The organism is Paenibacillus sp. E222 (assembly GCF_013401555.1).
Lineage (GTDB): Bacteria > Bacillota > Bacilli > Paenibacillales > Paenibacillaceae > Paenibacillus.
The window spans coordinates 1,949,113-1,975,725 of the sequence record NZ_CP058552.1; the positions used below are offsets into that span (position 1 = coordinate 1,949,113).

17 protein-coding genes are annotated in these 26,613 nt (G+C 44.1%); all 17 read left to right on the forward strand.

Annotated features, from left to right (window positions below; genetic code table 11):
• Positions 1-36: 36 nt before the first annotated feature.
• The 17 genes from HW560_RS08580 (at position 37) to metK (ending at position 26,478) form a co-directional block, all read left to right on the forward strand.
• A complete protein-coding gene (locus HW560_RS08580; RefSeq protein ID WP_179262773.1) occupies positions 37-921 on the forward strand; it encodes a flagellar hook-basal body protein in 885 nt (294 codons plus the stop codon).
• Positions 922-1,331: 410 nt separating this feature from the next.
• Positions 1,332-2,171 carry a flagellar hook-basal body protein gene (locus HW560_RS08585; protein ID WP_090903523.1) on the forward strand — a complete coding sequence of 280 codons (840 nt, stop codon included), beginning with the start codon at positions 1,332-1,334 and terminating at the stop codon, positions 2,169-2,171.
• A 12-nt stretch (positions 2,172-2,183) separates the two neighbouring features.
• Positions 2,184-2,408, forward strand: a complete 225-nt coding sequence (locus tag HW560_RS08590) for a DNA-directed RNA polymerase subunit beta (RefSeq protein WP_024632706.1) — start codon at positions 2,184-2,186, stop codon at positions 2,406-2,408.
• A gap of 482 nt (positions 2,409-2,890) precedes the next feature.
• Positions 2,891-3,322 carry a 3-hydroxyacyl-ACP dehydratase FabZ gene (gene fabZ / locus HW560_RS08595; protein WP_024632705.1) on the forward strand — a complete coding sequence of 144 codons (432 nt, stop codon included), beginning with the start codon at positions 2,891-2,893 and terminating at the stop codon, positions 3,320-3,322.
• A 57-nt stretch (positions 3,323-3,379) separates the two neighbouring features.
• Positions 3,380-5,101: a phospho-sugar mutase gene (locus tag HW560_RS08600; RefSeq protein WP_179262775.1), complete on the forward strand. Its 1,722-nt coding sequence runs from the start codon at positions 3,380-3,382 to the stop codon at positions 5,099-5,101.
• 238 nt (positions 5,102-5,339) lie between these two features.
• A complete protein-coding gene (locus HW560_RS08605) occupies positions 5,340-7,361 on the forward strand; it encodes a DUF5693 family protein (RefSeq protein ID WP_090903525.1) in 2,022 nt (673 codons plus the stop codon).
• Positions 7,337-8,491, forward strand: coding sequence for a polysaccharide pyruvyl transferase CsaB (csaB, locus tag HW560_RS08610; protein ID WP_090903526.1), 1,155 nt, complete (start codon positions 7,337-7,339; stop codon positions 8,489-8,491). Before HW560_RS08605 ends, csaB begins: the two co-directional genes overlap by 25 nt.
• A 6-nt stretch (positions 8,492-8,497) precedes the next feature.
• The gene (locus HW560_RS08615) at positions 8,498-9,256 is read left to right on the forward strand and encodes a WecB/TagA/CpsF family glycosyltransferase (protein ID WP_179262777.1); all 759 of its coding nucleotides are present in this window, start codon (positions 8,498-8,500) and stop codon (positions 9,254-9,256) included.
• Positions 9,257-9,623: 367 nt separating this feature from the next.
• Positions 9,624-10,751 (forward strand): glycosyltransferase family 4 protein, encoded by a 1,128-nt coding sequence (locus HW560_RS08620; RefSeq protein WP_179262779.1) that lies wholly within the window; start codon positions 9,624-9,626, stop codon positions 10,749-10,751.
• 162 nt (positions 10,752-10,913) lie between these two features.
• A complete protein-coding gene (locus tag HW560_RS08625; RefSeq protein WP_179262781.1) occupies positions 10,914-14,807 on the forward strand; it encodes an S-layer homology domain-containing protein in 3,894 nt (1,297 codons plus the stop codon).
• Between the two features lie 207 nt (positions 14,808-15,014).
• Positions 15,015-15,356, forward strand: coding sequence for a hypothetical protein (locus HW560_RS08630; RefSeq protein ID WP_179262783.1), 342 nt, complete (start codon positions 15,015-15,017; stop codon positions 15,354-15,356).
• 515 nt (positions 15,357-15,871) lie between these two features.
• The gene (locus tag HW560_RS34225) at positions 15,872-19,384 is read left to right on the forward strand and encodes an S-layer homology domain-containing protein (RefSeq protein ID WP_179262785.1); all 3,513 of its coding nucleotides are present in this window, start codon (positions 15,872-15,874) and stop codon (positions 19,382-19,384) included.
• Positions 19,385-19,847: 463 nt separating this feature from the next.
• A complete protein-coding gene (locus tag HW560_RS08640) occupies positions 19,848-21,089 on the forward strand; it encodes a hypothetical protein (protein WP_179262787.1) in 1,242 nt (413 codons plus the stop codon).
• 108 nt (positions 21,090-21,197) lie between these two features.
• Entirely contained in the window at positions 21,198-23,855 is a 2,658-nt protein-coding gene (locus HW560_RS08645; RefSeq protein ID WP_179262789.1) for a hypothetical protein, read from the forward strand.
• A gap of 148 nt (positions 23,856-24,003) precedes the next feature.
• Positions 24,004-24,597 (forward strand): hypothetical protein, encoded by a 594-nt coding sequence (locus tag HW560_RS08650; protein ID WP_179262791.1) that lies wholly within the window; start codon positions 24,004-24,006, stop codon positions 24,595-24,597.
• A gap of 148 nt (positions 24,598-24,745) precedes the next feature.
• Positions 24,746-25,018: an alpha/beta-type small acid-soluble spore protein gene (locus tag HW560_RS08655; RefSeq protein ID WP_179262793.1), complete on the forward strand. Its 273-nt coding sequence runs from the start codon at positions 24,746-24,748 to the stop codon at positions 25,016-25,018.
• Positions 25,019-25,275: 257 nt separating this feature from the next.
• The gene (metK, locus tag HW560_RS08660; protein WP_179262795.1) at positions 25,276-26,478 is read left to right on the forward strand and encodes a methionine adenosyltransferase; all 1,203 of its coding nucleotides are present in this window, start codon (positions 25,276-25,278) and stop codon (positions 26,476-26,478) included.
• Positions 26,479-26,613 lie beyond the last annotated feature (135 nt).

The window sequence follows — 26,613 nt, forward strand, 5'->3', positions numbered from 1 at the left end:
AATGCAGGACAAGCGCTTGAGGAGAGGGGTTAATACATGTTAAGAGGTCTGTACACCGCTACTGCGGGAATGATTACGCAACAACGCCGCCATGACACAGCAACGCAGAATATCGTAAATATGAACACAACGGGATATAAACAAGTGAACAGCGTAAGCCGATCTTTCCCGGAGATGCTCATTACTTTGGTAGGCGGAGATGCCAATCTTCCGACAAAGCGGCTGGGCAAGCTGAACACGGGTGTGTTCGCGGAAGAAAGTTTGTCCATGAATTTGCAGGGAGCCATTATGGAAAGTGGGCAAAAGAGTGATTTTGCCATTTCGTCCAATCTGGCCGTGAATGATCCACAGACAGGACAACCTGTCCCGTTTGACGGTTCAGGCAAATTTGTACGAGCTGATGGCACGGTAACTTACCAACCTCAGGCGTATTTTACAGTACAGGATGCAGAAGGTAACACAAGATACACACGTGATGGTCACTTCGACGTTACAGGAACTGGACAGCTGCTCAGCTCAACAGGTTCACAAGTCCTGGATAATAATGGACAACCTGTTGTATTGACAGGCTCGATTGACCAATTTAAAGTGGATGAGCAAGGTCGTCTTGTTAATGCAGACACGGGTGCACCCACAGGAGTTACATTGGGAATCAGTGTCATCGACCAACCCAACCAACTGGTACGTCAAGGCGATGGTAATTTCAGCCTGAATGATCAGAATGGAGCAACGGCCCGGATGATGGCTGCCGGTGATAATGTGCAGATCCGTCAGGGCTACCTGGAAGGTTCGAATGTGGATGCATCACAAGCAACTGTAGATATGAACGCAGCATTCCGTGCATATGAAGCGAACCAGAAGGTCGTACAATTCTACGACCGCAGTCTGGATAAAGCCGTCAATGAAGTTGGGCGTGTATAACGCCAACGTATAATATAGCCGCGTAGCGGAGAGCCAAACGCCCTTTGCGAAGCAAAGCAGAGAGGCTCACGCGAAGCGCAAGCCTAAATGCAGCCGAGCTTATGCGAGGATTGCGCAGCAGTAGCTTGAGCGCAGCGACGGTCTCGACAGCCCTTTGCGGAGCAAAGCAAGGAGAGACCACGCGGAGCTACCCGCCGCACAAAGAGCGTGCCCAGCTATGATTCAGCCATGTGAACCATGGCGAGAATCATAGCTGGGCAGTCGCGGCGCAAACACACCACCGTCACTTAGCAAGATCGTACCCCACGCACCCACTCCGCCTGTTTCGGGCGTCCAGAGGGCAGCGCCATCTGGGGCCCTCCCTACCAGGGAGGGTTTGGGAGGGTGAAAACAGGGAGGGTAACCACCGAATGAATAATTCCATGATTAGTGCAATGGTCTCCATGACCGGAATACAGCAGCGACTGGATGTCATTTCCGATAATATTGCCAACGTGAATACGGCAGGCTATAAGAGTAAGCAAGCAGCCTTCGAAGATGTACTGACACGTGTGCAGCAGCAGCCGGACAAGTACAAGCTGGATGGACGCTCGACCCCGATGGGATACAACCTCGGGTTTGGCGTACGTTTGGCTGACGTGACCAAGGATATGACTCAGGGTTCACTCAATGAGACAGGCAATCCTACCGATCTGGCGATTGAAGGCAATGCGATGTTTGCCGTGGAAGCAAATGGTGAGAAAATGTGGACGCGTCAGGGTGCATTCCATTTTGTCCCTGATACAAGACCCAAAACGAATCCCAATGCGCCAGATATGATGGTGTTGGTCAATGGCGAAGGTCACTTTGCATTGGATCGTCAAGGTAATCGCATTACGGCACCGAATAACAGCAAGGTAGCATTTGATGAAAAAGGCAATCTGTTGATCCGTCGTGGCAATGAAGCCAATGCAACGATTGGAGCCCAACTGCAACTCGTAGATATCGAGCGCCCGGAAGGACTTGTGCAATATGCAGATAACCTGTTTGGTCTGGATGCCGGTCTGACCGAGGATGATGTATTTGGAGCCAATGCAGCTACACGTGAAGCGACAGCTATGATCCGTGCAGGCTACATTGAACAATCTAACGTGGATTTGACACAAGAGATGGCTTTGCTGATGCAAGGGCAGCGGACTTACCAACTGGCGGCACGTGCGCTGACATCCAGTGATTCCATGGCGGGTCTTGCCAACAATATGAGAGCATAAAAGGTGAATGTGATGACAGATACACAGCAGCAGAACAGCAAGCCGGATAAGACGAAAGTCAAGAAGAAGAAGAGTGGATGGCGCATCGCAAGATGGTTTTTGGTTCCGGTCCTGCTTGTTCTTGCCCTCGCTGGCGGATTGGTGGCTGGCTACGTGGTACTGGGCAAACAGGATATCGGTTCCGTATTGCAGTGGAGTACATGGGAACATGTATATGATTTGGTGTTCGCTCCGTAGATGAACGACATATGCGAAAACTCCTGCGCAGGCAGGAGTTTTCTTTTTGGCGTTGAAAACAGTATAATGATGGATGACGTTTGACGTCAAAAGAGGCCTCCCCTGCGAAAGACATTCGTCATCGCGAAGAGAGACCCCTTATCTCAACCTTCACTACTGCAGTCATGAAGGATATAACTAGTGTTAACTGAAAATATGCTTTTCATACAAATTAAATGAAAACCACAATTTATATGAGCATCGACTTGATCATGTTGGGGTTGACGGCTTCCGCACTAAAGTAAGTGGAGGGAACGGAATCGTTCAGAAGAAGCGAAGCGCTCGCCTTTGTCACCGAATTTTAGACAACTCTAAAATGTATCAGAAAATTCGGGGACAACAGCGATCGAAAGAATGATCCGTAACCGTAACGACCTCTATTGCGCTTAACTTCAATCATGATGGAGAATCTCATATAAATGACCCTGAGAGGAGATTATACTGTGCTCGATATCAAACAGATTCAAGAAATTATTCCACACCGTCCCCCGTTTCTGCTGGTGGACAAGATTGTAGAGTTAGAGGATGGCAAACGTGCCGTTGGATTAAAAAATGTAACCATTAATGAACCTTTCTTCATTGGTCATTTTCCAGAGTATCCGGTAATGCCGGGGGTGTTGATTACAGAAGCACTGGCACAGGTCGGTGCAGTAGCCATTCTTAATTTGGAAGGCAACAAAGGCAAAATCGGCTTTTTGGCGGGACTGGATAATTTCCGATTCCGTGGACAAGTTGTGCCTGGAGATACATTGATGCTGGAAGTGGAGATTACACGTCTCAAAGGTTCAATTGGTAAAGGCAAAGCTACAGCAAGAGTAGGCGACAAAGTGGTAGCTGAAGGCGAGATCATGTTCGCACTGTCTGACCCAAGCTAATGATTGTATCGTTCAGCATTTAATTGAATTTTATATAGAAGGAAGGGGTTTGCAGGAATGGAACAGTTAAGCGCAACAGCAGCACAAACATTGCAGCAGTGGTTGGAGGATGCTTCGATTGATGAAGCGACGAAACAGGAGCTTCGTGATTTGCAGGATCAGCCGAAAGAGCTGGAAGATCGTTTCTACAGAAATCTGGAGTTTGGTACAGGTGGATTGCGTGGTGTGATCGGAGCGGGAAGCAACCGGATGAACCGTTATACGGTAGGTCGTGCAACGCAAGGGTTTGCCCGTTATTTGCTGGAGCAGCATGGTGACAAAGAAGGTAAACCTTCTGTAGTGATCGCGCATGATTCCCGTCATTTCTCACCGGAGTTCACACTGGATGCTGCCCTGGTTCTGGCTGGAAATGGCATTGTGGCTAAGCTGTTTACATCCCTGCGTCCTACGCCTCAGCTTTCCTTCAGTGTACGTCATCTGCAAGCAACCGGCGGTATTGTGGTGACGGCGAGTCATAATCCTCCTGAATACAATGGCTACAAAGTGTACAACCACGAGGGTGGACAATTGGTACCACACGAAGCAGAGAAAGTCATTCAATACATTCAGGAAGTTCCTTCCCTCGCGGACGTGAAAAAGCTGACGCAGGAAGAAGCCGAAGCTCAAGGATTGCTCGTATGGCTTGGGGAAGAGGAGGATCAGGCATTTGTTGATACCGTTGCAAGCCTAAGTCTTAGTCGTGATCTGATTCAATCCGGCGTCGGCCGTGATTTCAAAATCGTCTTCACTCCACTGCACGGAACAGGTAATGTGCCTGTACGTCGTGTGTTGGAACAGATCGGTTTCGAGCAGGTTCACATTGTGGCAGAACAAGAACAGCCTGATGCTGAATTTTCCACAGTGAAATCCCCTAACCCGGAAGAGCGCGAAGCATTTACGCTTGCAATGAAGCTGGGTGAATCCGTGGGTGCGGACATTCTGATCGGTACAGATCCGGATGCAGACCGCATGGGTGCGGTAGTGAAAGACAATGATGGCAAGTATTTCGTACTGTCGGGTAACCAATCCGGAGCCATCATGGTGCATTATGTGTTGAGCCGCTTGCAAGAGACAGGTAAACTGCCGAAAAATAGCGCGGTTGTCAAAACGATTGTAACAAGCGAGATGGGAGCGGTCATTGCCGAGCATTACGGTGCAGAAGTGATGAACACTCTGACAGGCTTTAAATATATCGGTGAAAAAATGAACCAGTTCGAAGCAACCGGCAGTCACACGTTCTTGTTCGGTTATGAGGAAAGCTATGGCTACCTGGCAGGCAGCTACGCACGTGACAAGGATGCAGTCCTGGCTGCAATGCTGATTGCTGAAGCAGCTGCTTATTATAAAAACCAAGGCAAAACGCTCTATGATGTCCTGCAAGAGCTGTACAGACAATTCGGATATTTCCTGGAGAAGCTGGAGTCCCGTACGCTGAAAGGCAAGGACGGCGTAGCTCAAATTCAGGCGAAAATGACCGACTGGCGTTCTAATCCGCCACAAGAAGTAGCCGGCATCGCTGTACAAGATGTGCTGGATTACTCCCTTGGCTTGGATGGCTTGCCGAAAGAGAACGTTCTGAAATTTATTTTGGCAGACGGATCATGGTTCTGCCTGCGTCCTTCGGGAACAGAACCGAAGATCAAAGTGTACTTCGCGGTGCGTGGAGAGAACTTGCAAGACGCCGAAAGCCGTATCGAACGTTTGGCTACTACGGTAATGACGCGTGTAGACGCACAATAAATACGAATGCAGTACTGAGCAAGAACATGAGAAAGCCTCTCCGCACCGTAAGGTTGGTTGGCGGAGGGGCTTTTCTTTTAGGTAAAAGGGTGAATTCCTGCGTCTATTTTGGATGAATTGCGGATAGATGCACGTTTGTTGACACAAGCTGTTTGTATCCGGTATTTATTCACTATTTTGCAATGAAAATCATGAGCTGAACGTGCATTTGGTTCCAACACTTGAGGAGGTACATGTAGTGCGTCAAAAATGGCTTTATTGGAATACCGCTTCACGGAAGTGGCTGTGGATTGTTGTCATTATCGGTTTGATTGCTTCCATCCCTGTCATCAGTGATCGGGTGCAGACGGAATCTTCCGCCAAAAAGGTGGAGCTTGTCTTCAATTATCGGGGTCTATTGGATATCTCGGCTTATCAGGCCCATCCCCAAGACTTCATGAATGAACAACTGACTCGTTTGAAAGATGCCGGAGTGACAACCATGGCGGTGTTCGAAAGTACACTGGATGAGTTGAAGAAGTCACGTCGACTAATGGTATATAGCGGGCAGGATCTTGCGAACATGACCAAAAATGTCATTCCTGCTAACGATAATTACACGTATGTGCTGTTCACAAATGAAGAAAATGCACAAACGTATACCCCTATCATTGAACAAACGTTCGCCGATCGGGAGATTCCTGTGCTTCCATGGGAATATGAAGGTCGTAGCGGCTTAATATTGCAGACTCCACCGGAGAATGCGAACATGCAGCCTTTGCAACCAGATCCGGTTGCCGTGAAGATGCTGCGTGATAAAGGATTTTACATTTTGCCACGGATCGCTGACAGTGTTCCTTACAATCAGGAATCCATGGAACGCTTGCTTACGTTCTTTGAAGAGAATGGGGTAAAGCGTATCTTGTTTGATGGCGATGCTGTGAAAGGGTACAATGATAATGCAGAGATGAAGAGTCTCGATATGTTCGCCCAGTTGCTGAACAAGCATCATATTGGACTGGCGGCTATTGAGAATTTGAAGAAACCACAATCTGGTTTTGAGACTCTCTCCTATAAAATTGACTACAATGTAACTCGTCTGTACTCCTTAAGTGACGGGGATGCCAATCTGGATGTAGACACCATTGCTGACCGTTTTGTTTTGGCTACCAAAGACCGCAACATTCGGATGATTTATATGAATGCTTCGCCAAGTCGGAATACGGCCAAAGCCATGATCACCGATCCGATTGATAATCTGATCAACAGTTTGGGTGAGCCAGGTCATGCGATTGAACGTATGGGCAAACACGGCTTCGAACTGGGACAAGCTGAAGCGTTCACGGTGAAAGATTCTTCCATTCAGCGTTATGCCAAGCTGGTTGCTCTGATTGGTGCAATCGCAATGATTACGCTTATGGTTTCATATTTTGTACCACTGCTGACATTGCTGGTATTTGCGCTGGCTCTGGTGGGTAGTGCCGGATTATTCTTGCTCAAACCGACGTTGCTGGAGCAAGGAATCGCCTTGCTGGTCGCTATTAGTGCGCCAACCATTGCGATGGTGCTGGCGGTTCGAACAGTGAACTATCAGCAACAGCGTCAGCCAGACGCGCCTGCGGGTCGTCGATTGGCACAAACGATCTTCTTATATGTAAGAACATCAATTCTTTCTTTCCTGGCGGTGCCTTTTGTCATCGCATTGCTGAACAGCATTACGTACAGTCTGGTCATCAACCAGTTCCGAGGCGTGAGTCTGTTGCACTTTGCACCGATGGCGCTGGTAGCGATATATATTGTGTTTTACCGTGGTTCGGGTACGTTCTCCATTAAACAAATTAAGGATATTCTTCGTACACCGATTAACGTATTGATGGTTGTATTGGCACTGGTTGCTGCTGTGGTTGGATACTATTATTTGAGCCGTACAGGCAACTCGGGTTCGGTTACTCCATTCGAGATGTTCCTGCGTACAACGCTAGAAGATACGTTCGGCGTGCGGCCAAGATTCAAAGAATTTATGCTGGGACACCCGCTGTTTATCGTTGGCGTGTTCGCCGCTTTAAAATATCGTAAAGTCATCTTTGTGCTCATTATTGCAGCAATTGGACAATTGTCCATGGTGGATACGTTCGCGCATATCCATACGCCAGCTGTATTGTCACTCATTCGTGGAGTGATGGGATTGGGACTTGGCTTAATCTTCGGTATCGTTGCTGTGGGTGTGTGGCAAGTAGCGGAAGGATGTTGGAAAAAATGGTCACCACTTCTCAAAAGTTAGTCATCTCGGGTTATTACGGATTCCACAACAGCGGAGACGAAGCGGTACTAAAGTCAATTTTGACGGCGCTGGAAGAGGAGAGTCACAGATCGAATGTCACGATTGAGCCGATTGTGCTCTCCGGTGACCCGGAGTGGACCACTTCAATGTACGGTGTACGTTCAGTACATCGGATGAAGTTGAAGGAGGTTCGCGAAGCGATCAAGGAAAGTGATGGTTTAATTAGTGGGGGAGGAAGTTTGTTGCAGGATGCAACCGGACTAAAATCCATCCCCTACTACCTGGGGGTCATTAAACTGGCCCAATGGTTGAAAAAGCCAACATTTATCTATGCGCAGGGCATTGGACCTGTAAATCGTAAAATGTTCAATCCGATGATTCGTTCGGTCTTTAAGGCCTGCAAGTATGTATCTGTCCGTGATGAACAATCCGCTGAATATTTGCGTGGGCTCGGATTGCAGTGGAATCAGATTCATGTGGTCCCTGACCCGGTGATGGGTCTGCCGCTGCCTGAAGCCCAAGCGGAAGAAGTAAGTTCAGTCACGCTAAATGCCCAAGGAGCAAGCGTTCATACCAAACTCCCAGTGATTGGCGTTTCGGTACGTTTCTGGGAGTCGGATCGTAAAGAGCTTACAGCGATTGCTGCTGGACTCAAGAAGCTTTGCTCCAAAAAAGCCGTTCACTTGCGCTTTATGCCATTTCACTTACCGATTGATGAGCAGGCTTCACGTTTTGTCATGGAAATGCTCGGTGACCTCGGTAACAAGGGTAGCGAAGTCAGCATTACCAAGGATCTCACCGATCCGCAGCTGATGCTGCAGGAAGTTAGCAATTGTGATGTCGTTATCGGCATGCGTCTGCACAGTCTGATCTATGCAGCTTCGCAGTATGTTCCACCCGTTGGTATCTCGTATGATCCGAAGATTGATCAGTTCATGCTGCGTCTGGATAGCGAAACCGTGGGCAGTACGGATACGCTGGATGGGGATAAACTGGCAAAGACGGTGGCTAACCTGTTGGATCAGCGTTCACAGTGGCTGAAGGAACATGAAGAAGGCATTACCGAATTGAAGCAGGAAGCCAAAGTGCCTGCTCAGCAAATTATTAAATATTTAGGCCGCAAAGGGTGAAATAAGATGAATCAGACCGGACCAATACCTACCGTTTCGATCTATGGTATTCCTTTTTCCAAACTAACGATGAAAGAAACGGTGGAGGTTCTACGCGAAGCTGTGCTCACGAAGCAGCCGCACCAAGTCATCACAGCGAATCCTATCATGGTTATGGCCGCGCTAGAGAATCCGGCGATGATGAAGGTTATGCAATCTGCGGAGTTGATTGTTCCTGATGGAACAGGCGTTGTATGGGCTGCCAATTATTGTGGCGAGCCTGTGGCAGAGCGGGTGGCTGGATTTGAGCTTTTACATGAATTGCTGCGTGTTGGAGAAAACTATCGGTGGGGCGTGTATCTGCTCGGTTCCACACCTGAGGTGATTCAAGAAACGGCAGTTCGGTTACAAGAGCAATATCCGGCGATTCGAATTGTAGGTTATCGCGACGGTTATTTTGGTCCGGCTGAGGACGAGCAGGTTGTTGCTTCCATCCGTGAAGCTGCACCTGATCTGCTGTTTGTTGCACGTGGGGCAGACACACAGGAACCGTGGATTCACAAGTACAAAGATGCACTTCAGGTTCCCGTTACGATGGGGGTTGGAGGCAGCTTTGATGTGATTTCGGGCAAAACCAAACGTGCACCTAAACTGTTCCAAAAGTTAAGACTGGAATGGTTTTATCGTCTGCTTCGCGAACCTAGTCGGGCTGGCCGAATGCTTGCGCTTCCGAAATTTGCTGTCAAAGTGATGCGGGACAAAGAAAACGTGACTAAAGTCCGTTAAAATTAGGCTATTACGAGTAAAATGCACGTTTTTGCTAAAAATTGAGGTTGGCATTTCGCCTGTGATCAGCGTATAATTCATTCCGGATTACATGTGTCGTACTGCTTGAATTAAAACGTTACACTGAGCAACTACGATAGCAAGGCAACCTTCCAATCGCTGTTATCCCCAGATTTCTTTTATTACCCTTTTATATGGGTGAAATCCGGTGATAAAGGCGACCGCTTCGCTTCTTCAGGTTTTCCTTGCTCTCTTCGTTATCGTGTAACAAGTATTCAAAAATAACTAACAAATAATTTATATATAAAAAGAGATCAGGGGATTTATAATTTCTTACAGGTATTATAATTGGGGGTCGAATGTTCAAATGGTAGCGATCTTTATCATTGGATTTATCGTGTCAATGGGACTGGCTCTTGCCCTGACACCACTTGTCAAAAAGTTCGCAGTCAGAATCGGAGCAATGGATACGCCGAATGCTCGTAAAGTGCATACTCGGATTATGCCGCGTCTTGGTGGTCTAGGAATATTCCTGGCCTTTATCATTACGGTTGCTGCACTGCTTCCTTTTGTGTCGGCATGGTTTACGACAAGAGACATGAGCTTTGTCAGTGCTTTTCTGATTGGTGGATCGATCATCGTACTGATCGGTGCATTGGATGACCGTTTTGAACTTTCAGCCAAAGTGAAACTGCTCGGACAAATTGTTGCTGCTGCTGTAGTCGTATTCGGATTTAACATCCGTGTAGACTTCGTTAATATTCCTTTTCAGGATGCGTACTCCTCCCTGGAAGCTTGGGTGTCCATTCCGCTGACGATCCTCTGGATTGTTGGTGTAACGAATGCGATTAACCTGATTGATGGTCTGGATGGTCTGGCTGCCGGTGTATCCGGTATTGCCATTGGTACCATTGCCGTGATGTCCTTCCTGATGGGTAACGTGATGATTGCCTTGATGTGTCTTGTACTGCTTGGTAGTATTGTTGGATTCTTGTTCTTCAACTTCCACCCGGCCAAGATCTTCATGGGGGATACGGGATCTCTATTCCTTGGTTTCTCTCTGGCAATGCTGTCCATGCTTGGTTTCAAACAAATTGCTGTAGTGTCCTTCATTACACCGCTGATCATTATCGGTGTGCCGCTCTCGGATACCTTCTTCGCGATCATTCGTCGTGCGGTACAACGGAAACCGATTTTCTCACCGGATAAAGGTCACTTGCATCACTGCTTGCGTGAACTTGGATTCAGTCACCGTCAGACAGTGCTGATCATCTACGGTATTGCCGCATTCTTCGGTGTACTGGCGATTATCCAATCTTCCGCTGCGATGTTCGAAGCCAACTGGGTAACGTTCGTCGTGATCTGTATCATGATGTTCTTCCTCCAGGTCGGAGCAGAAGTCATCGGACTTGTAAGCAAAACCAGAAGGCCGGTTATTAACTTCCTGATGCGTATGCGCGTCAAGTTGAACCCGGAGACCCGCTCGAAATCCTAAATCGAAACGCTCGTTTACTGATCTTATTGAATATTCTTTCAGACCCAAACCTTGTCCCTCGTGGACAAGGTTTTTTGTTTATTTTGCTGTTTTTACTAAATAATTGGAACCTTTCGGCCGATATATAACGGTAACTGACTTAAAAAGAGGAGAGATGATTGCATGCAGCGTACGAAGAAGCCGATAATTTGGCTGATGATGGTGGCACTGGTTGTATCTCTAATACCAGCAGGCCTTGCACCAGTCGCATCGGCGGCGGACAAACCGACGAGTTATTTTACTCCGGACGTATCTGAACTCAGGAATACGGTAGATCTTACACTGGAAGGTACTAATCAGATCACGAGAGAAAAAGTATATAAAGTGACAAGTGCAGAACAATCGATTACAGGAACTTTCACTAAAGTGACAGGATCAACACTGGGAGCGAACATCCAGTTGCTGAGCTATGATCAGACTCTGCAAAAGTGGGTGAAGGACCCGTCTCGAGTGGCTCCAGCTGTAGTTACGCTTGATCCGGATCGACCGGATAACCGCTTCAAGGCAAATGTAACGTTATATCCGGGTATGAACCAGATCACTTTTACCGGAGCCCAAGGTCAGAATGAACGCTCCGAAACATTTTATGTTTTGTTTGATAAAGTGCCTTATGTAGAGAAACTTCAGGTTCTTGGTGGATCAGACAACCTTGAATTGAATGAAGGCGCTCAGATTGTCATCAATAAAGATGAAATTACCCTTGAGGGTACAGCCATTAATGCAACCAAAGTAACCGTTCAAGTAAATGGTGGAGAAGTGCTCGGAACTTCATTGCTGCAAAATGGCAGCTTTTTCTCACCGCAGCTTAAAATGAATCCGGGTGTCAATGATCTTAAATTGGTTGTGGAGAATGGATCAGACAAGCTGACCTTCAGTTACTCACTCTACTTCTATGATGAGAAGAATCCGGTTGTAAAACTGGATATTGTGGATACTCTGGGAAATGCCCAAAGCTTGCTTGGTGTAGAGCCAGTGTTCACCGAGACAGCCAAATCCGCTAAAGTACATGTACAGATGTTGGTTCCAAATGATGAAGTCTCTAAGAAAAGTTTCAAAGATGGCGCAGTTATTGGCGTAGATGGTCAAACGGTAACGCCATCCAATGTGACAGAACTGTTTATTCCTAGTTTGAAGGATAACACGCCTTCGTATTGGCTCGCATCATTTGATATCACTGCAGTAGCATTTAATGAAGATCCAAATACCAATAAGACTTTGGTGGATCAAAACCATACACTCTCTGTAACTTACGGTACCAAGACAATAAGTAAACCGATGGACTTCCAATACATGGAGGGACAGACGGTAATTACAAACCTTAAGTATCTCAAAGGGTACTCAGAGGATAATAAATCGAATGTTCCTTCAGGTGAGCCACTTAATAATGCCAAAGTAGACTCGGGTGACTTCTATATTCTGGTCGAGACGAATAGCACGCCTGCTGATTTGGATAAACTAATGGCCAATTACCTGCCACTGGGTACAAGTTCAATTACAGTTAAGCATGTATACACTGTTCCTACGAGTGATACGTCACCGAAACTGCAATATGTGTACAAAGTTGAAGGGCTGAAGAACGGGAATCAAACCGTTCGTTTTAATTATGATAAATCAACGGCTTACAAAGATGTTACGATCTCTTTTGCATCCAAGAACTATATCTATGTTGAAAATCTTACAGACGGTCAGACTTACAATGTAGATTCCTCAGAGAAGAAAAGCATGCATGTGAAAGGACAATATATTGATTTTGATACGTTGAAAAGTGACTATTTTGTGGCTGAAGTATTTGTAAATGGTGCGAAAGAGTATTCTACAGATCCGGCAGAAAAATTGACTCCTGGTTGGTTGGATACTGAAACAGGTGATTTTGGATTTGATCTGCCCATTTCTCTGGATAAAGGACCACTGGTGTATGGGGAGAACCGAATCATCTTTACAGGTACAGGCAAGGATGATAAAGGACAAGCTCGTGAAGTTCGTAAAGAATTGCGAATTTATGTTGTTGACAACAACGTTTCAACAATCGTGAATTTCCAACCAGCGGTAGGTAAGGATCGTCCAACATTCCCACCGAAAGAGTATAGTGGAAATAGCGAAGTAGTTAAAAACATCTTCAACCTCACACCTGAATTTACATTTAATGATAACAAGTATACAACTTCATTGAAGGAATATGACCTCGTTCTGCGTGGTAGTGGAGCTACAAAACTCAACCTGAACATGGGAACCAAAAATATTCTTTCTGTAGACATTCCGGCAACTGCAGCAGTTGGTACGCCAGTAGTCACTTTCCCGGATACCAGATACACGTATGAGTTTGCAGGAGACCAAAAAGATTTCATAATGCGTATTCAGGATCTGATCTCTGATGCGCCAGGAACGTATGTATATACCCTTGAACTCGTCAATGAACTTGGAGCGAAAACGACGCAAAGATTGGAAATCGTAAGAGAAGTCAGTGCGTATCGTATTCTTTCTCCACAGCCGACAGTAGGCAAGCAAATTGTCGTGAACAAAAACTTTGTCCACTTCGATATCGAAGCTGAAGGTGCTACGTCAGTACTTATCGGCAAAGATCCAGCTGTGAAGCGTACAGATCTAGGGGCCAACCGTTTTGTATATGATTATGTAGGCTTAAAACAAGACAAGTCCAACAAAATCAAAATCACAATTAATCGTACTGGCGCAAGTAACACAGATACAGTGGAAGTATTCTATACAGGAACAGTAGGTGTAGATGCACAGTTCATGGCACCTAAAGTTGCAACCAAATACACCGTATTTAACAAAGGACTCCAGCTGTCATTCCCTAAAGGGACTGTCATGCAGAGTACAACACCTAGAGGGATTGCAAAGTATTACCCAGATACCAAATTATTGTTTGGTATTGCTGATCCTGTGACTGGTATTGTAGAACGACGCAATGACTACGGTAATATTATTGGATTCCCCGGAACAGGGGAGAACAGCGGTGCTCCTTCATGGAGTATTCCGGATGAATACACACTCAACTTCGGATCAACTACAGCTTCCAGAAACTTTGGTCTGATCTCGCAAATCTATTGGATAAATGGTGGTCTGGGTGAGTCTGGTGATGTAGGTTCAGCTACGTATAAAGCACCTACGAATGGACTGGCGCCATATTCACTGGAAGGATTGTTTGGTAACCCGCAAACACCAGTTGAACGTAAAATTACTCCTTCAAAACGTGGTGAACTGACCCTTTCGTTCGACCCTAATGTCGTAGACGAAGCGGGTTCAACGATTACGGTGTATCGTTATACAGACAAACGCCAATGGGAGAACATCGGTGGGGAAGTAGATACCAAAAGTCATACAGTAACTGTACCATTTGATGAATTCGGTTATTACAAAGTAATGAAATTGAATCGTGGATATAATGATATAACGAATCATAACTGGGCTCGTAATATTCTGAATGGACTCTACTCCAAAGGTTTCATGAACAATCTTAGATTTGAACAGTTTGGTACAGACGATCAGACAACACGCGGCGAATTTGCTACGCTGCTGGTCAAAGGATTGAGTCTGCCAATCAATTCGGACAGCAACCGTACGTTTGCCGATCTCGTTCCGGGTGCTCGTTCCGCAACATGGGATTATGACCATATTGAGACAGCAGCTAGAGCAGGTATTGTCACAGGACTTACAGATGGCGTATTTGGTCCAGACCAACCGCTTACGCGCGAACAGGCTGCAGTAATGATTGCACGTGCACTGAAGCTGAAGCTGGCAAACAATGATAGTAAGCTCCAAGCTACATTGGCAAAATCATTCCTAGACTCTGGCCGTATTGAGACCTATGCAGGACCGGCAGTGATGGCTGTATCCAAGGCTAAAATCATGGAAGGTGCAGCTGTTACCGTTCCTGGTCAGAAGAAAGCGCAATATAACTTCAATCCCAAAGGCAATCTGACACGTGCAGAGGCCGGGAAAATTGCAGTAGAATTACTTAAGAAGAGTACTAGCGTATTCCCGAAAAACTTGAGCTAATTCATGTGATACCATCTATGCATTTTAGGAAGGACCTGTCCCTTGCGCTAAAGGGGCAGGTCCTTTTTATGAGTGTTATGTAACTGATAAAGAACACTTTTATAATAGAAGAAATAAGTTTTTTACCAATAACTATTTTTGTAATTTGCTAGAGTTTAAGATACAATAACGGTAAATACACAATGATCTAGAGGGTGAAGTTAGCTAATGAAACCGATTTATTCGAAAGCCCAGCTGGGCTACATGAAGGCAAAGACACAGTTCGAGAAGCAGGCAGTCATTATGGAGAAGAAAATAGAAGAGGCACGCAAAGTACAAGAGGTTTCACAAGAAGTAATGGAAGGGCTGGTACAGTCCACTGGCTTCCATGATGCGTATAACAATTTGGTTCTGGCTGAGAATGAATTGATTGAATGGTCTCACACAACGATGAAGCATGAAAAAACGTACCGTGAGAACAGACAACCCATTGATGATATGTATCTAAGATTGAACAGCGATCCGAATATGCGAGCTCAAATTATTGACCTTGCAATGAAGATTCGCTAACGTATAGAACCAGAACTGTACCTAAAGCATCCCATAATGGGGTGCTTTTTATTTTTGATTTTGAAGAATTTGTCGCTTCATGCTTGGAAACTGTGGGTATAAATAAACGATAGCAACTCAGACGACGCACTAAGTTTTTCAACAATTCCAGTTCTAACAAGGGTTTCCGATCGTTTTGAATGGCATCTTAACCTGCACTGTACCTATACATAAATAAATTCAAAACTTTTTTTGTGGAATCCGCAACTTTTTGAAATCTGCTGCGTTTAAGATGTAGAGTCAAAAACATTGGGCCTGTTACCAAGATTGACCTCGTGAAGAATCTTGTCTATTTTTTAGAAAAAATTGCTTTACGACACGGAAGACCCATTGTATAATACGTAGGTAGGATTAGGAAACTACTCTATTTTCGTATGATTCTGCATTACAACCTAGTTTACAAGTTTCTGTGATATGCTCACAGACATCATTTATATTAACTTGCTCACAACTCTGGAAAGGGGGTGCAACAATATATGAGGAATACGAGCGACCCTATTAAAGAAAATTCAAATGTTATGAACGCCCAAGGAGGAGAAAAAAAGGTTATGAAGAAAATTTTATCCGTAGCTCTGTCTACAGCAATGGCATTCTCAATGTTTGCATCTGTAGCATTCGGTGATACAGCAGTATCAGCACAACAACAGTTTGATGCATTGAAAGCAAAAGGTATTTTCACTGGTTACCCAGATGGAACTGCTGGTTTGAACAAAGAGATGACTCGCGCTGAGTTCGCAAAAGTTATCACTAAATTGCTTGGCCTGAAAGAAATCACTGGTGTATATTCTTACAACGATAAAAACTACAATGCTAAAAACTGGGCTGCTCCTTACATCGAAGCAGTAACAGCTGCAGGCATCATGGAAGGTAAAAACGTTGAGAAGAAAATCTTCGACTTTAACGGTAAAGTAACAGTTGAAGAAATGGCGAAAGTTCTGACAATCGCTTTGGAACTTGAAGTTCCAGCTGAAACTAACAACTCAGCAACAACTTGGGCTAAAGGTTATGTTCAAGCGGCAATCAACGCTGGATTGCTTGATTCCAAATTGAACTTCCAATCTAACGCTTCCCGTGAATTGCTTGTAGGCGCTGCTTACGCAATTGACCAAGCGCAAAGCTTGAAAGTTACTAAATACGAAGTAAGTGAAGGCGGTAAAGTCGTTACTTTCACAATCAGTGACGGCGAAACTGTAAAAGTTACTTTGGATAAAGCTCTTGAAGCTAACAAAGAAACTGAAGTGAAATTTACTTACAAAGAAAAAGAATTCACGGAAAAAGTTACTTATGTTGTAGAAGCTGCAACTAAAGTACAATCCGCTTCTTCTGTTAACTTGAAAGAAGTAGACGTTGCTTTTGACGGTAAAGTAGACAAAGCTACTGCAACTGACAAAAATAACTACACTGTTGATGCAGGTTCAAGAAAAGTTAAATCTGTAACTTTGTTGGAAGATGGTAAAACAGCACGTCTCTTGTTGGATACAACTTCTGCAGGTGCATTCACACAAGGAACTACTTACAAAGTAGTTGTTAAAAACGTGAAATCTTCTACTGGTACAGTATTGCCACAAGGTGAAGTTTCCTTCACATCTGCTGACAATGTACTGCCTACAGTAACAGAAGTTAAAGCTCTGGGAACTAAAGTTATCAAAGTAACTTTCTCTGAGCCAGTTAAAGCTCCAACAAGTAGCAACTTCCAATTGGATGGTAAAGCGTTTGTTGGTAATGTAACTTTGGGTGCAAATGAGCGTGAAGTAATCCTGCGCGATTACACAGGTTCAATCTCCGAAGGAGCACACAAACTCACAACTTCTTTGGTTGAAGACTATGCAGGATTGAAATCTTTGTCTGCAACAACTGATTTCACAGTAGCTGTTGATACTGAAGGTCCTAAAGTGACTGAAATTTCTGCTACTTTGGAAAAAGTCACAGTGACTTTTGATGAAGAAATCGATCCAGCGTCCTTGACTGATGAAAGCTTCTACTGGTTGTCCGGATCTACTAAGAAAACTGGTAAAGCAACTCAAATTTCAGGAAACGTATATGAAGTTGACTTCAATGCTAACGGTAATCGTTTGCCTGGCTACGAAACTACATTGTATGTTAACGTTAAAGATTATTCCGGTAACGTAAATGCGGTTAAAGAACATAAAGTCACTGCAAGTGTAGACCTTGTTCAACCTCGCGTATTGGAAGTATCTTATGGTTCTATGAATGCTAATGAGTTGACTGTAAGATTTGACAAAGCTGTTAACGCTGCAGATAAAAAGTACTTCACTATCAAAAAAGGTGACGATACTTACCCTGTACAAAGTGTAAGAGCAATTGATGGAACAAACAAAGTATTTAATGTTACTTTCTATGCTCCGCTTGCTTATGGCACTTATAACATCAAAGTATCTGGTCTGACTGATACTACTGCATTGAAAAATGTTCTTGTTGACTACGAAGGAACATTTGTTGCAGGTGATACTACTCAACCAGCTGCAGATGCAGTAGATGCTAACAGCAACACTCGCAAAGTATCTATTACTCTTGATAGAGAAATGGATCTGGCAACATTGAGCAACCGTAGCAACTACTATGTTTCTTTCAAGAAACAAAATAGTTCTGTAGTTGAAAGAATTGCTCTTCCTTCAGATGTACAACTTGATGTAGTGAACACTGGTAAATCTGTTGTTCTCACATTCCCGCAATATATTGAAGCTACTCCAGTTACTTTTAATGCAGATGGAACTGGAACTGTTTCTAAAATCTTGATCACTGGTTTGAAATCTAAATCCGGACAAAATGTCGGTATTGTAGACGAACCAGTGAAAACTGCAGCTCTTGCATTGAGCAGTGTTGCACAAAAAGATGCAAGAACATTTGAAGTGCTCTTTAACCAAGTCATTGCTACAGCAAGCACAAGTGACTTCACAATCGGTGGTGTATACCCTACTTCGGTATCAATCGATGGTAAAAAGGTAACTTTGAAAACAGGTTCTGATTTTGCAGGTAATAACACTATTAGAGTTCTTACAGGTAATGGAATCCAAACTTATTCCGGGAACACTATCGTAAGTGCTTCTGATAGCACTACTGATGCAGTTGCTCCTAAAGTTAGCTTGGCAAGTAATTCTGTGTTAGACCAAGTTAATAAGAAAATTGTGATCCCATTCACTGCAAACTTGGATACATCTTACCAAGGTAATGATAATCTTGGAGTTGACGCGGCGAACGATTTGATCATCAAAAAATTAGGCGCAACAAATACTCCTGCATTGTCTCCAAAAATTGATTATACTACTAGAATCATTGAAAACAATAAACTTGAAGTAACATTCACTGATAACACTTATACTAATGAGTACTCAGTACAAGTTAAGAAGGATGCTAACTTCATCCGTTCAAATGGTAAAGCAGCTGCAGAATCTGAAGTTTTTGCAACTACTAAAAACAAATTTGACGATGTTGAAGCTGCAAGTGCTAAATTTGCTGAAGTAACAGCTGCAGTAAAAGCTAAAGCTACAGTAGGCGGTTTGACTTTCACTGCTAAAGAAGGTGGAGAGTTCGCTGCTAATGTAACAGTAGTAACTGGTACAGCGTTCGGTGTGGCTAAAGATGCAGATGGTGATTACACAATTACTGTTCTTGCTAATTCCACAAATAATGATGTTATTGCTAATCTGACTCAAGAAGATGTGCCTTTCAGCGCTTCTCTTGCTGCAGGAGCACAAGGTATTGATACTGTAGGCGCTGGCAATGCTCAATTTGCGAATGGCTCTAATGCTAAAGGAACTGTAACTGTAGCTTTGAATGTTGCTTCCGAAGTATCTGAAGTCAAAGTTGATGGTAATCCAGTTGCAGCTAATAACTTGACAGTTGCTCAAGATGGAAAAAGCTTTGTAATTGCTAACGTTGATGCTTCCCAAGTAGGTAAAAACGTTACTGCAAAAGTTCAAGGTCCAAGCGGTGAAGAAAAAACAATCACTGAAGCAATTACTAAGTAATAATCAAAATTAAGACAAAGGAGAGTTTCCTATATGGAGACTCTCCTTTTACTTTTTTAGGTTATTTAATAATTGGTATGGTGGAGGGTGCATGTGCGAGATAGTATATAAGAAATGTTGTTGCTCGATTCAAAAAATAACGAAAACTTAGCATATTGAGATTTAAATAAATTAGGATTTCTATTATATAGAAACTGTGTATATTACTTTGTTAAACTGTGGTTAATACAACAACCGTTGAAGAGAACAAGAGTATTGTCATTTTATTGACAATACAATGTATATCTTCGCGATTGGAATTCCAAGAACACAAATTTACTGTGTACTATACAACAAAAAGTGTTAAATGGTTATGTAATATATCGTTTACTTATTTACTTCTTTAAAGCCAATAAGATTGAAACTTTTTTCGTTTAAAATGTTTATACTTGAAAGCAAGAAACAACTTAGGGGAGGTATGGAAGTGGATTATAAAAAGATTATTGCGACTTTGTTATCTAGCACATTGTTGATCAGTTGGAGTGGAGGGGGCATCTCTGCTAGAGCTAACTCTGGTGAGATAATAGATCATCTGCTAGCAACCAATAGTGGCGCTTATACAAAGCATAATAAATTTGATAAAGTACCTACAGTGTGTGCTGAAAGCAAATTTTTATCAAAGAATAAAATAGAGGAAGTTAACATAAATGCTCCTAAAGTGAGCCTCGAAGTTGAAACAAAGATTTCTCAAACGAACAAACAAATCAAAATTCCATTCAACGAGATTCTAGATACAGCTAATGCAGACCTGTATGCCAATGATTTGACTATCCGACCATTAGGTAGAGTTAATGTTCCTGTACTAATACCATTCGTGGATTATACAACTGCTGTAGAAGAAAACAAAATCGTCGTCACTTTTTCAGGCGATTATACAGACGAGTATTCGGTACAAGTGAAAGATGCAATATATATACGAGCAAATGGCATAGCAGCAGCCCAATCCCCTGAATACTATACAACGAAGAATATTCAAGTTAATCCTGAAATGCTAGAAGTAAGTTTGTCAGAGGGGACAGTGATTAATCAAACGAATAAACAAATCAAAATTCCATTCAACGAGATTCTAGATACAGCTAATGCAGACCTGTATGCCAATGATTTGACTATTCGACCATTAGGTAGAGTTAATGTTCCTGTACTAATACCATTCGTGGATTATACAACTGCTGTAGAAGAAAACAAAATCGTCGTCACTTTTTCAGGCGATTATACAGACGAGTATTCGGTACAAGTGAAAGATGCAATATATATACGTGCAAATGGCATAGCAGCAGCTCAATCCCCTGAATACTATACAACGAAGAATATTCAAGTTAATCCTGAAATGCTAGAAGTAAGTTTGTCAGAGGGGACAGTAATTAATCAAACGAATAAACAAATCAAAATTCCATTCAACGAGATTCTAGATACAGCTAATGCAGACCTGTATGCCAATGATTTGACTATCCGACCATTAGGTAGAGTTAATGTTCCTGTACTAATACCATTCGTGGATTATACAACTGCTGTAGAAGAAAACAAAATCGTCGTCACTTTTTCAGGCGATTATACAGACGAGTATTCGGTACAAGTGAAAGATGCAATATATATACGTGCTAATGGCATAGCAGCAATTCAATCCGCTATGTATTTTACAACAAAGAATGTTGATATGACAATGTAATACATTGTTTCTTGTTTTACTTGCCGAAAAACCAACAACATCGTAACTTTCTTTTCCTTTCAAACGTTTATACTATAAAGCAACAAGCAACTTATGGGAGGTTTGGAAGTGGATCATAAAAAGGTCATGATGACTTTAATGGCAAGCATGTTGTTGATCAGTTCAAGTGGAGGTATCGCAGCAGCTGCGAATACGTCGACGAGTTCAAATAAAACATCGAAGAACAGTGAAACTAACAATACAACGAAGAAAGAACAAACAACCACAGTTACAAAAGTAGTACATACATTGGCCAACGTTCCAGCAGTGAAAGTTACTGCACGGAGTACCGTGAAATTAACGGATGTGAATATCTTGTCTCAAGACGACGGGAATACAGTGACGTATACGCTGACGTATAAAAACAACGACAGCACACCAATGATGATGCTCGATTATTGGAGCAAAGTGAAGACCAGAGGTGGGACAACCTTCTCACCTAAATTGATCGCCAAGGATCAGGAAAAAAAGACGGTATCTCCTGGTTCTACGGTTGATCTTACTTATGTCATGAAGGTTGGACGTGAAGTGAAGCTGAGCGACCTGAACTTCCTCATCGTAAAATGGGATTTCAGTAAACCTAACTATGAAAGCACATTGGGGAAATTTAACGTTCCTGCTTCCTACAGCATTACAACACCTGTAGGCAAGACAAAAACGGTTCGTTTGAGTGATTCAGCGGTCAAAGTTAAGGTGTCTGGGATCAAGGTATATCCGGGTGAAGATAAGAAGCAGTACGTCAAAGTTGGCGTGAACCTTAATAACATTAGTTATAAATTGTTGGATAATCCGAATATCAAGTGGATTTTGCGTACACCGAATGGTACGAATTATCCGTTAACGCCGGACAAAGACAGTACAGGCATCAGCATTCAGGCACAGGCCAACAAAACCTTGAGTTTAATGGCCTCTTTACCCACAGCGTTGAAACTCGAAAAGTCCGAATTGCTGCTTGTGGAAGAACAAGGTGAAGAGAAGACAGCCCTGCCTGTGGCTGCTTTACAACTGCCAGAAGCTAGTCAATCTAATGTAGATACAGCAGCGAATCAACCGAATATCATTTCGATTGATGGACAACCTGTATCCACCCTTTTGGAATCCGCGCGTGTTCGTACAGAGGATGAAGAGTACGATCTGACGATGCAAATGGTCATTAAAAACCAAGGTAAGAAAGAAGTTAAGGTTCCTAAATATGCATTAGAGATTCGAACAGCAGATGGTACAGCATATCCGATTGAGACGAAAGCATTGGATGATCTGAAGCTGAAGCCAGGTGCGACGAAGACGATTAAACTGATTACTACCATTCAAGGTGATGGGGATACCAGCAAAATTAAACTGTATGTGATCACACCAACAACCAAGGATGAGAGCAAAGAAAGCGAAACAGGCGCAGGTGCAAGTACTAACGGTTTCCAGTTTTCTTATCCGGTAGGCATCTACGCTATTCCTGAGTCCGTCACAAGTGGAGATGGACTTACGACAGAGACGGTAATTAAGAATAGCAAAGGAACATTTGGTGTATCTGTTGGTTCTTTACAGCGGCTGCCTTGGACAGACAGCGATATTATTGCTGCCAAAGTGACGATCCGTAATGCATCGACCAAAACGGTTCAATTGCCTGAACTGGAAGCAATGTTTACTATCGATTCCGCAAAGATCGACGGGGATACGAAGCTAATTCGTGCGCAAGGGGGCAAGCTGCTCGGCCCAGGTATGACAACAGAGGCTTATCTTTTGACCAAAATTCCGTCAGAGTTGAATATGAGTCGTCTGGAAGTAACTTTGCTGGAGAAGGTAGGCGAAGAAGAAACGAATGATTGGATTACTCTTAGTACATCCGGTATAATCCAGCCACTTTCGTATGTAGGAGCAGGGAAGACCTTTACTCAAGGTACTTCAGAGAAGGAAACAGAGCTTGGTGTACGCAGAACCTATGTGTATCCTGGATCTTCTTCGGATATCGTATATACCGAGTTTGAAATGACGAATAAGTCCCTCAGACAGAATGGTCTCGGAAAACTCGTAGGATATTATAAAACAGCAGATGGCCAATATTACAAAGCTACAGCGAAGCAAGCAGACCGTGTTCCAGGGCCAGGTCAGAAGAGTGTCGTTACGTTCTGGGCCAAAGTACCGAAGAGTGTAACGTCGACATCCGATATGCGACTGATCGTGGGTGAAGGTGTGGCTGACAACAAATTTGTATCCGGCGAAGGTGAAGCAACGGCATATGTTAATGCGATGTCCTTTGAGGTGCAGCCGAAATCCTTACCTGTCCTGTCATCTCTGAATGATATCGACTTATATCCGTTCAAATTCTCTGGCAGCAACATCAGAGCTTATCTCACAGGTGGTACAGCGGTACAAATTGAGATGATCTACTCGCTAACCCAGGAAGAAGCTGTCGATAGCGGTGAATACGGACATAAATTGATTCTTTCGCTTACAGACGGATCTGGTAAAGTGTTTGATAAAGAACTCACGCCGGGAACCGATCTGAAAACGGGTATTAATCAGACACTGAACTGGAGCATCGATGACACGGTCTTCGATAAAATACGCGGGGGTTCATATCGTGTAGCTTTGTATGATGTGTTTGAAGGCCAACGGATTCGTCTTGCAGAACAAGGATACAGTTACGATGTATCCAAACTGCCAAAAGAAGAACCGGAGTTTCCAGAGTTTCCGGAAGAGGGTTCCGGGAACAACAACAATACAAAATAATAAGTAGATAGATTATCTGTACTACTATACTCAGAATGCAGACTTAACCTCGTTTCCGAGAAATCGGGAGCGAGGTTTTGCTTGTCCCCACAGCATTTTTTCTCTATAGTTAAAGTTAATAGATTTCCAGAGGAGGAAAATAAATCACATGAAACCTTATATGAAAGTATCCCTGGCTGCGCTGGCGATTGGTGTTGGCGTATGGGTTGGGTCTGTATACAGCAACACGGCAATAGGTGCAGGCACAATTCAACCGGGAACAGCCGATGATCCGGTTGTAACGAAGAGTTATGTCGACCAGCAAATCCAGCAAGCGTTGGGTGGTAAAATTCCCGCAGGCAGTGGTAACACGAATAGTGGAGGCAACAATGCAGGAACTGGCAATACATCGGGTGCGAACAACGGCTCTGCAGGAACAGGTACGACAGGTGGAGACACAACACTTCCACCACTGGTATCCGGTGCGACAGATGCCGTAGAGATTGTAACCGTGAAGCCGGGCCAACAGCTGATCGGGAAGTCTGGCGCGGAGTTCATTGTACGCAGCGGCAAAGCTGTGATTGTCAGTGAAGGTACGAATGGTGTAGCTGATCTGACGGACGGGGTAGACCTGACGAATGGACAGGCAGCGCCGACCAATCACCTGCTTTCTTTTCCAAAGGATGGTCGAGGCATTACAGTTCTCGATGGCAACAAATACAGTCTGACTGTTATGGTTCGCGGTGGATATTCTTTGAAGTAGTTTGAGCATTGTAACCTGAAATTATTCAATATTACGTAATAAGGATTGCTGAGATTACCCAGTTCTAACAAACATTAATACGGCTAGCCAGCCTTGTTCCTGCTCACTCTATAACTGTACACAACCAATAACCGGAGGTGCAGGAATCATGGCTAGAAGCAACCGCAAAGTGGTACCCGAAAGTCGTCAGATGTTGGATCAGATGAAGTATGAAATTGCCGCTGAGTTTGGTCTGAATGTGGGATATGGCGGTAGAGGTCTTGCTGGTGCAGATACCGAATTTGGTTCTGAACTGGGTGAGGTGAGTGATCACTCCTATGGGCAGTATAAAGGTTGGGGTCATCTGACTTCCCGTGACAATGGATCGGTCGGTGGAGAGATTACCAAAAGGCTGATTCGCCAGGCACAGCAGCACTTATAGGATGTTTTCCTTATCCCAATCCGTTTGACACGTCTTGACAAATACGTTAAGATGGCAGTTGAGGTACGCAACCTTTTCCGCTAGGGAAAGGTTGATTTTTTGTTGAGGCCATTACCTGAAAAATCCTTATCTTCGTAACTGCGGACCCTGCGTCCTTATTCCGCCCGGAAAGCTTTCGAGGGTACAGTGAACGAATCAACGTAAATGTTTTGTTCGGGCAATCGCCATACTACTCGTTATGGGAGGTTGAAACTTCAATGTCTATTAAAGGCCGACATCTATTCACATCGGAGTCTGTAACTGAAGGACATCCGGATAAAATTTGCGACCAGATCTCGGACGCCGTATTGGATGCGTTTCTGGCGAATGATCCAAACGCTCGTGTAGCGTGCGAAGTTTCCGTAGCAACAGGACTTGTGCTTGTCATCGGTGAGATCAGCTCCGCGTCTGAATATGTGGACATTCCGTCCATCGTTCGTAATACGATTAAGGAAATCGGGTACACTCGTGCCAAGTTCGGTTTCGACTATAATACTTGTGCAGTCCTGACTTCTCTGAACGAGCAGTCTGCTGACATTGCACAAGGCGTTAACGCAGCTCTGGAGAACCGTGACCCGGAACAAATGGCTCGCGAAACAGAGAACATTGGTGCTGGTGACCAAGGTCTGATGTTTGGTTTTGCAACGAATGAAACACCTGAACTCATGCCTTTGCCAATCGCATTATCCCACCGTATCGCTCGCCGTTTGGCTGAAGTGCGCAAAAACGGTACATTGGAATATCTCCGTCCGGATGGTAAAACTCAAGTAACGATTGAATACGACGGTGACAAACCGGTGCGTGTTGATACCATCGTCGTGTCTACTCAGCATGCTGAAGAGACTCTACTTGCGCAGATCCAAAAAGACATCAAAGAACACGTAATTCTGCCTGTCGTTCCAGCTGAATTGCTGGATGAGCAGACTAAATATTTCATCAACCCAACTGGACGTTTCGTTATTGGCGGACCTCAGGGAGATGCAGGTCTGACTGGACGTAAAATTATCGTAGATACCTACGGCGGTTATGCACGTCACGGCGGTGGCGCATTCTCCGGTAAAGATCCAACAAAAGTAGACCGTTCCGCAGCTTATGCAGCTCGTTATGTTGCGAAAAACCTGATTGCTGCAGGTCTTGCCGACAAAGTGGAAATCCAGCTCGCTTACGCGATTGGTGTAGCCAACCCGGTATCGATCAACGTAGATACATACGGAACAGGCAAAGTCAGCGAAGAGAAATTGGTTGAGCTTGTACGCAATAACTTCGATCTTCGTCCGGCTGGCATCATCCGTATGCTGGATCTGCGTCGCCCAATCTACAAACAAACGGCTGCTTATGGTCACTTCGGCCGTACAGACCTGGATGTACCTTGGGAACAAGTGGACAAAGCAGACGTTTTGAAAGAGCAAGCAGGTCTGTAAGTTAACTAAGGCCTTTAAATGAAGCTTCTGGTTCCGATTAGGAATCAGGGGCTTTTTTCATTTTGTAAATTGGAAAGCTAAAGATTTTAAATATAATTCCTTATATTCCCTTTTATCTAAATAATATCTTAGATT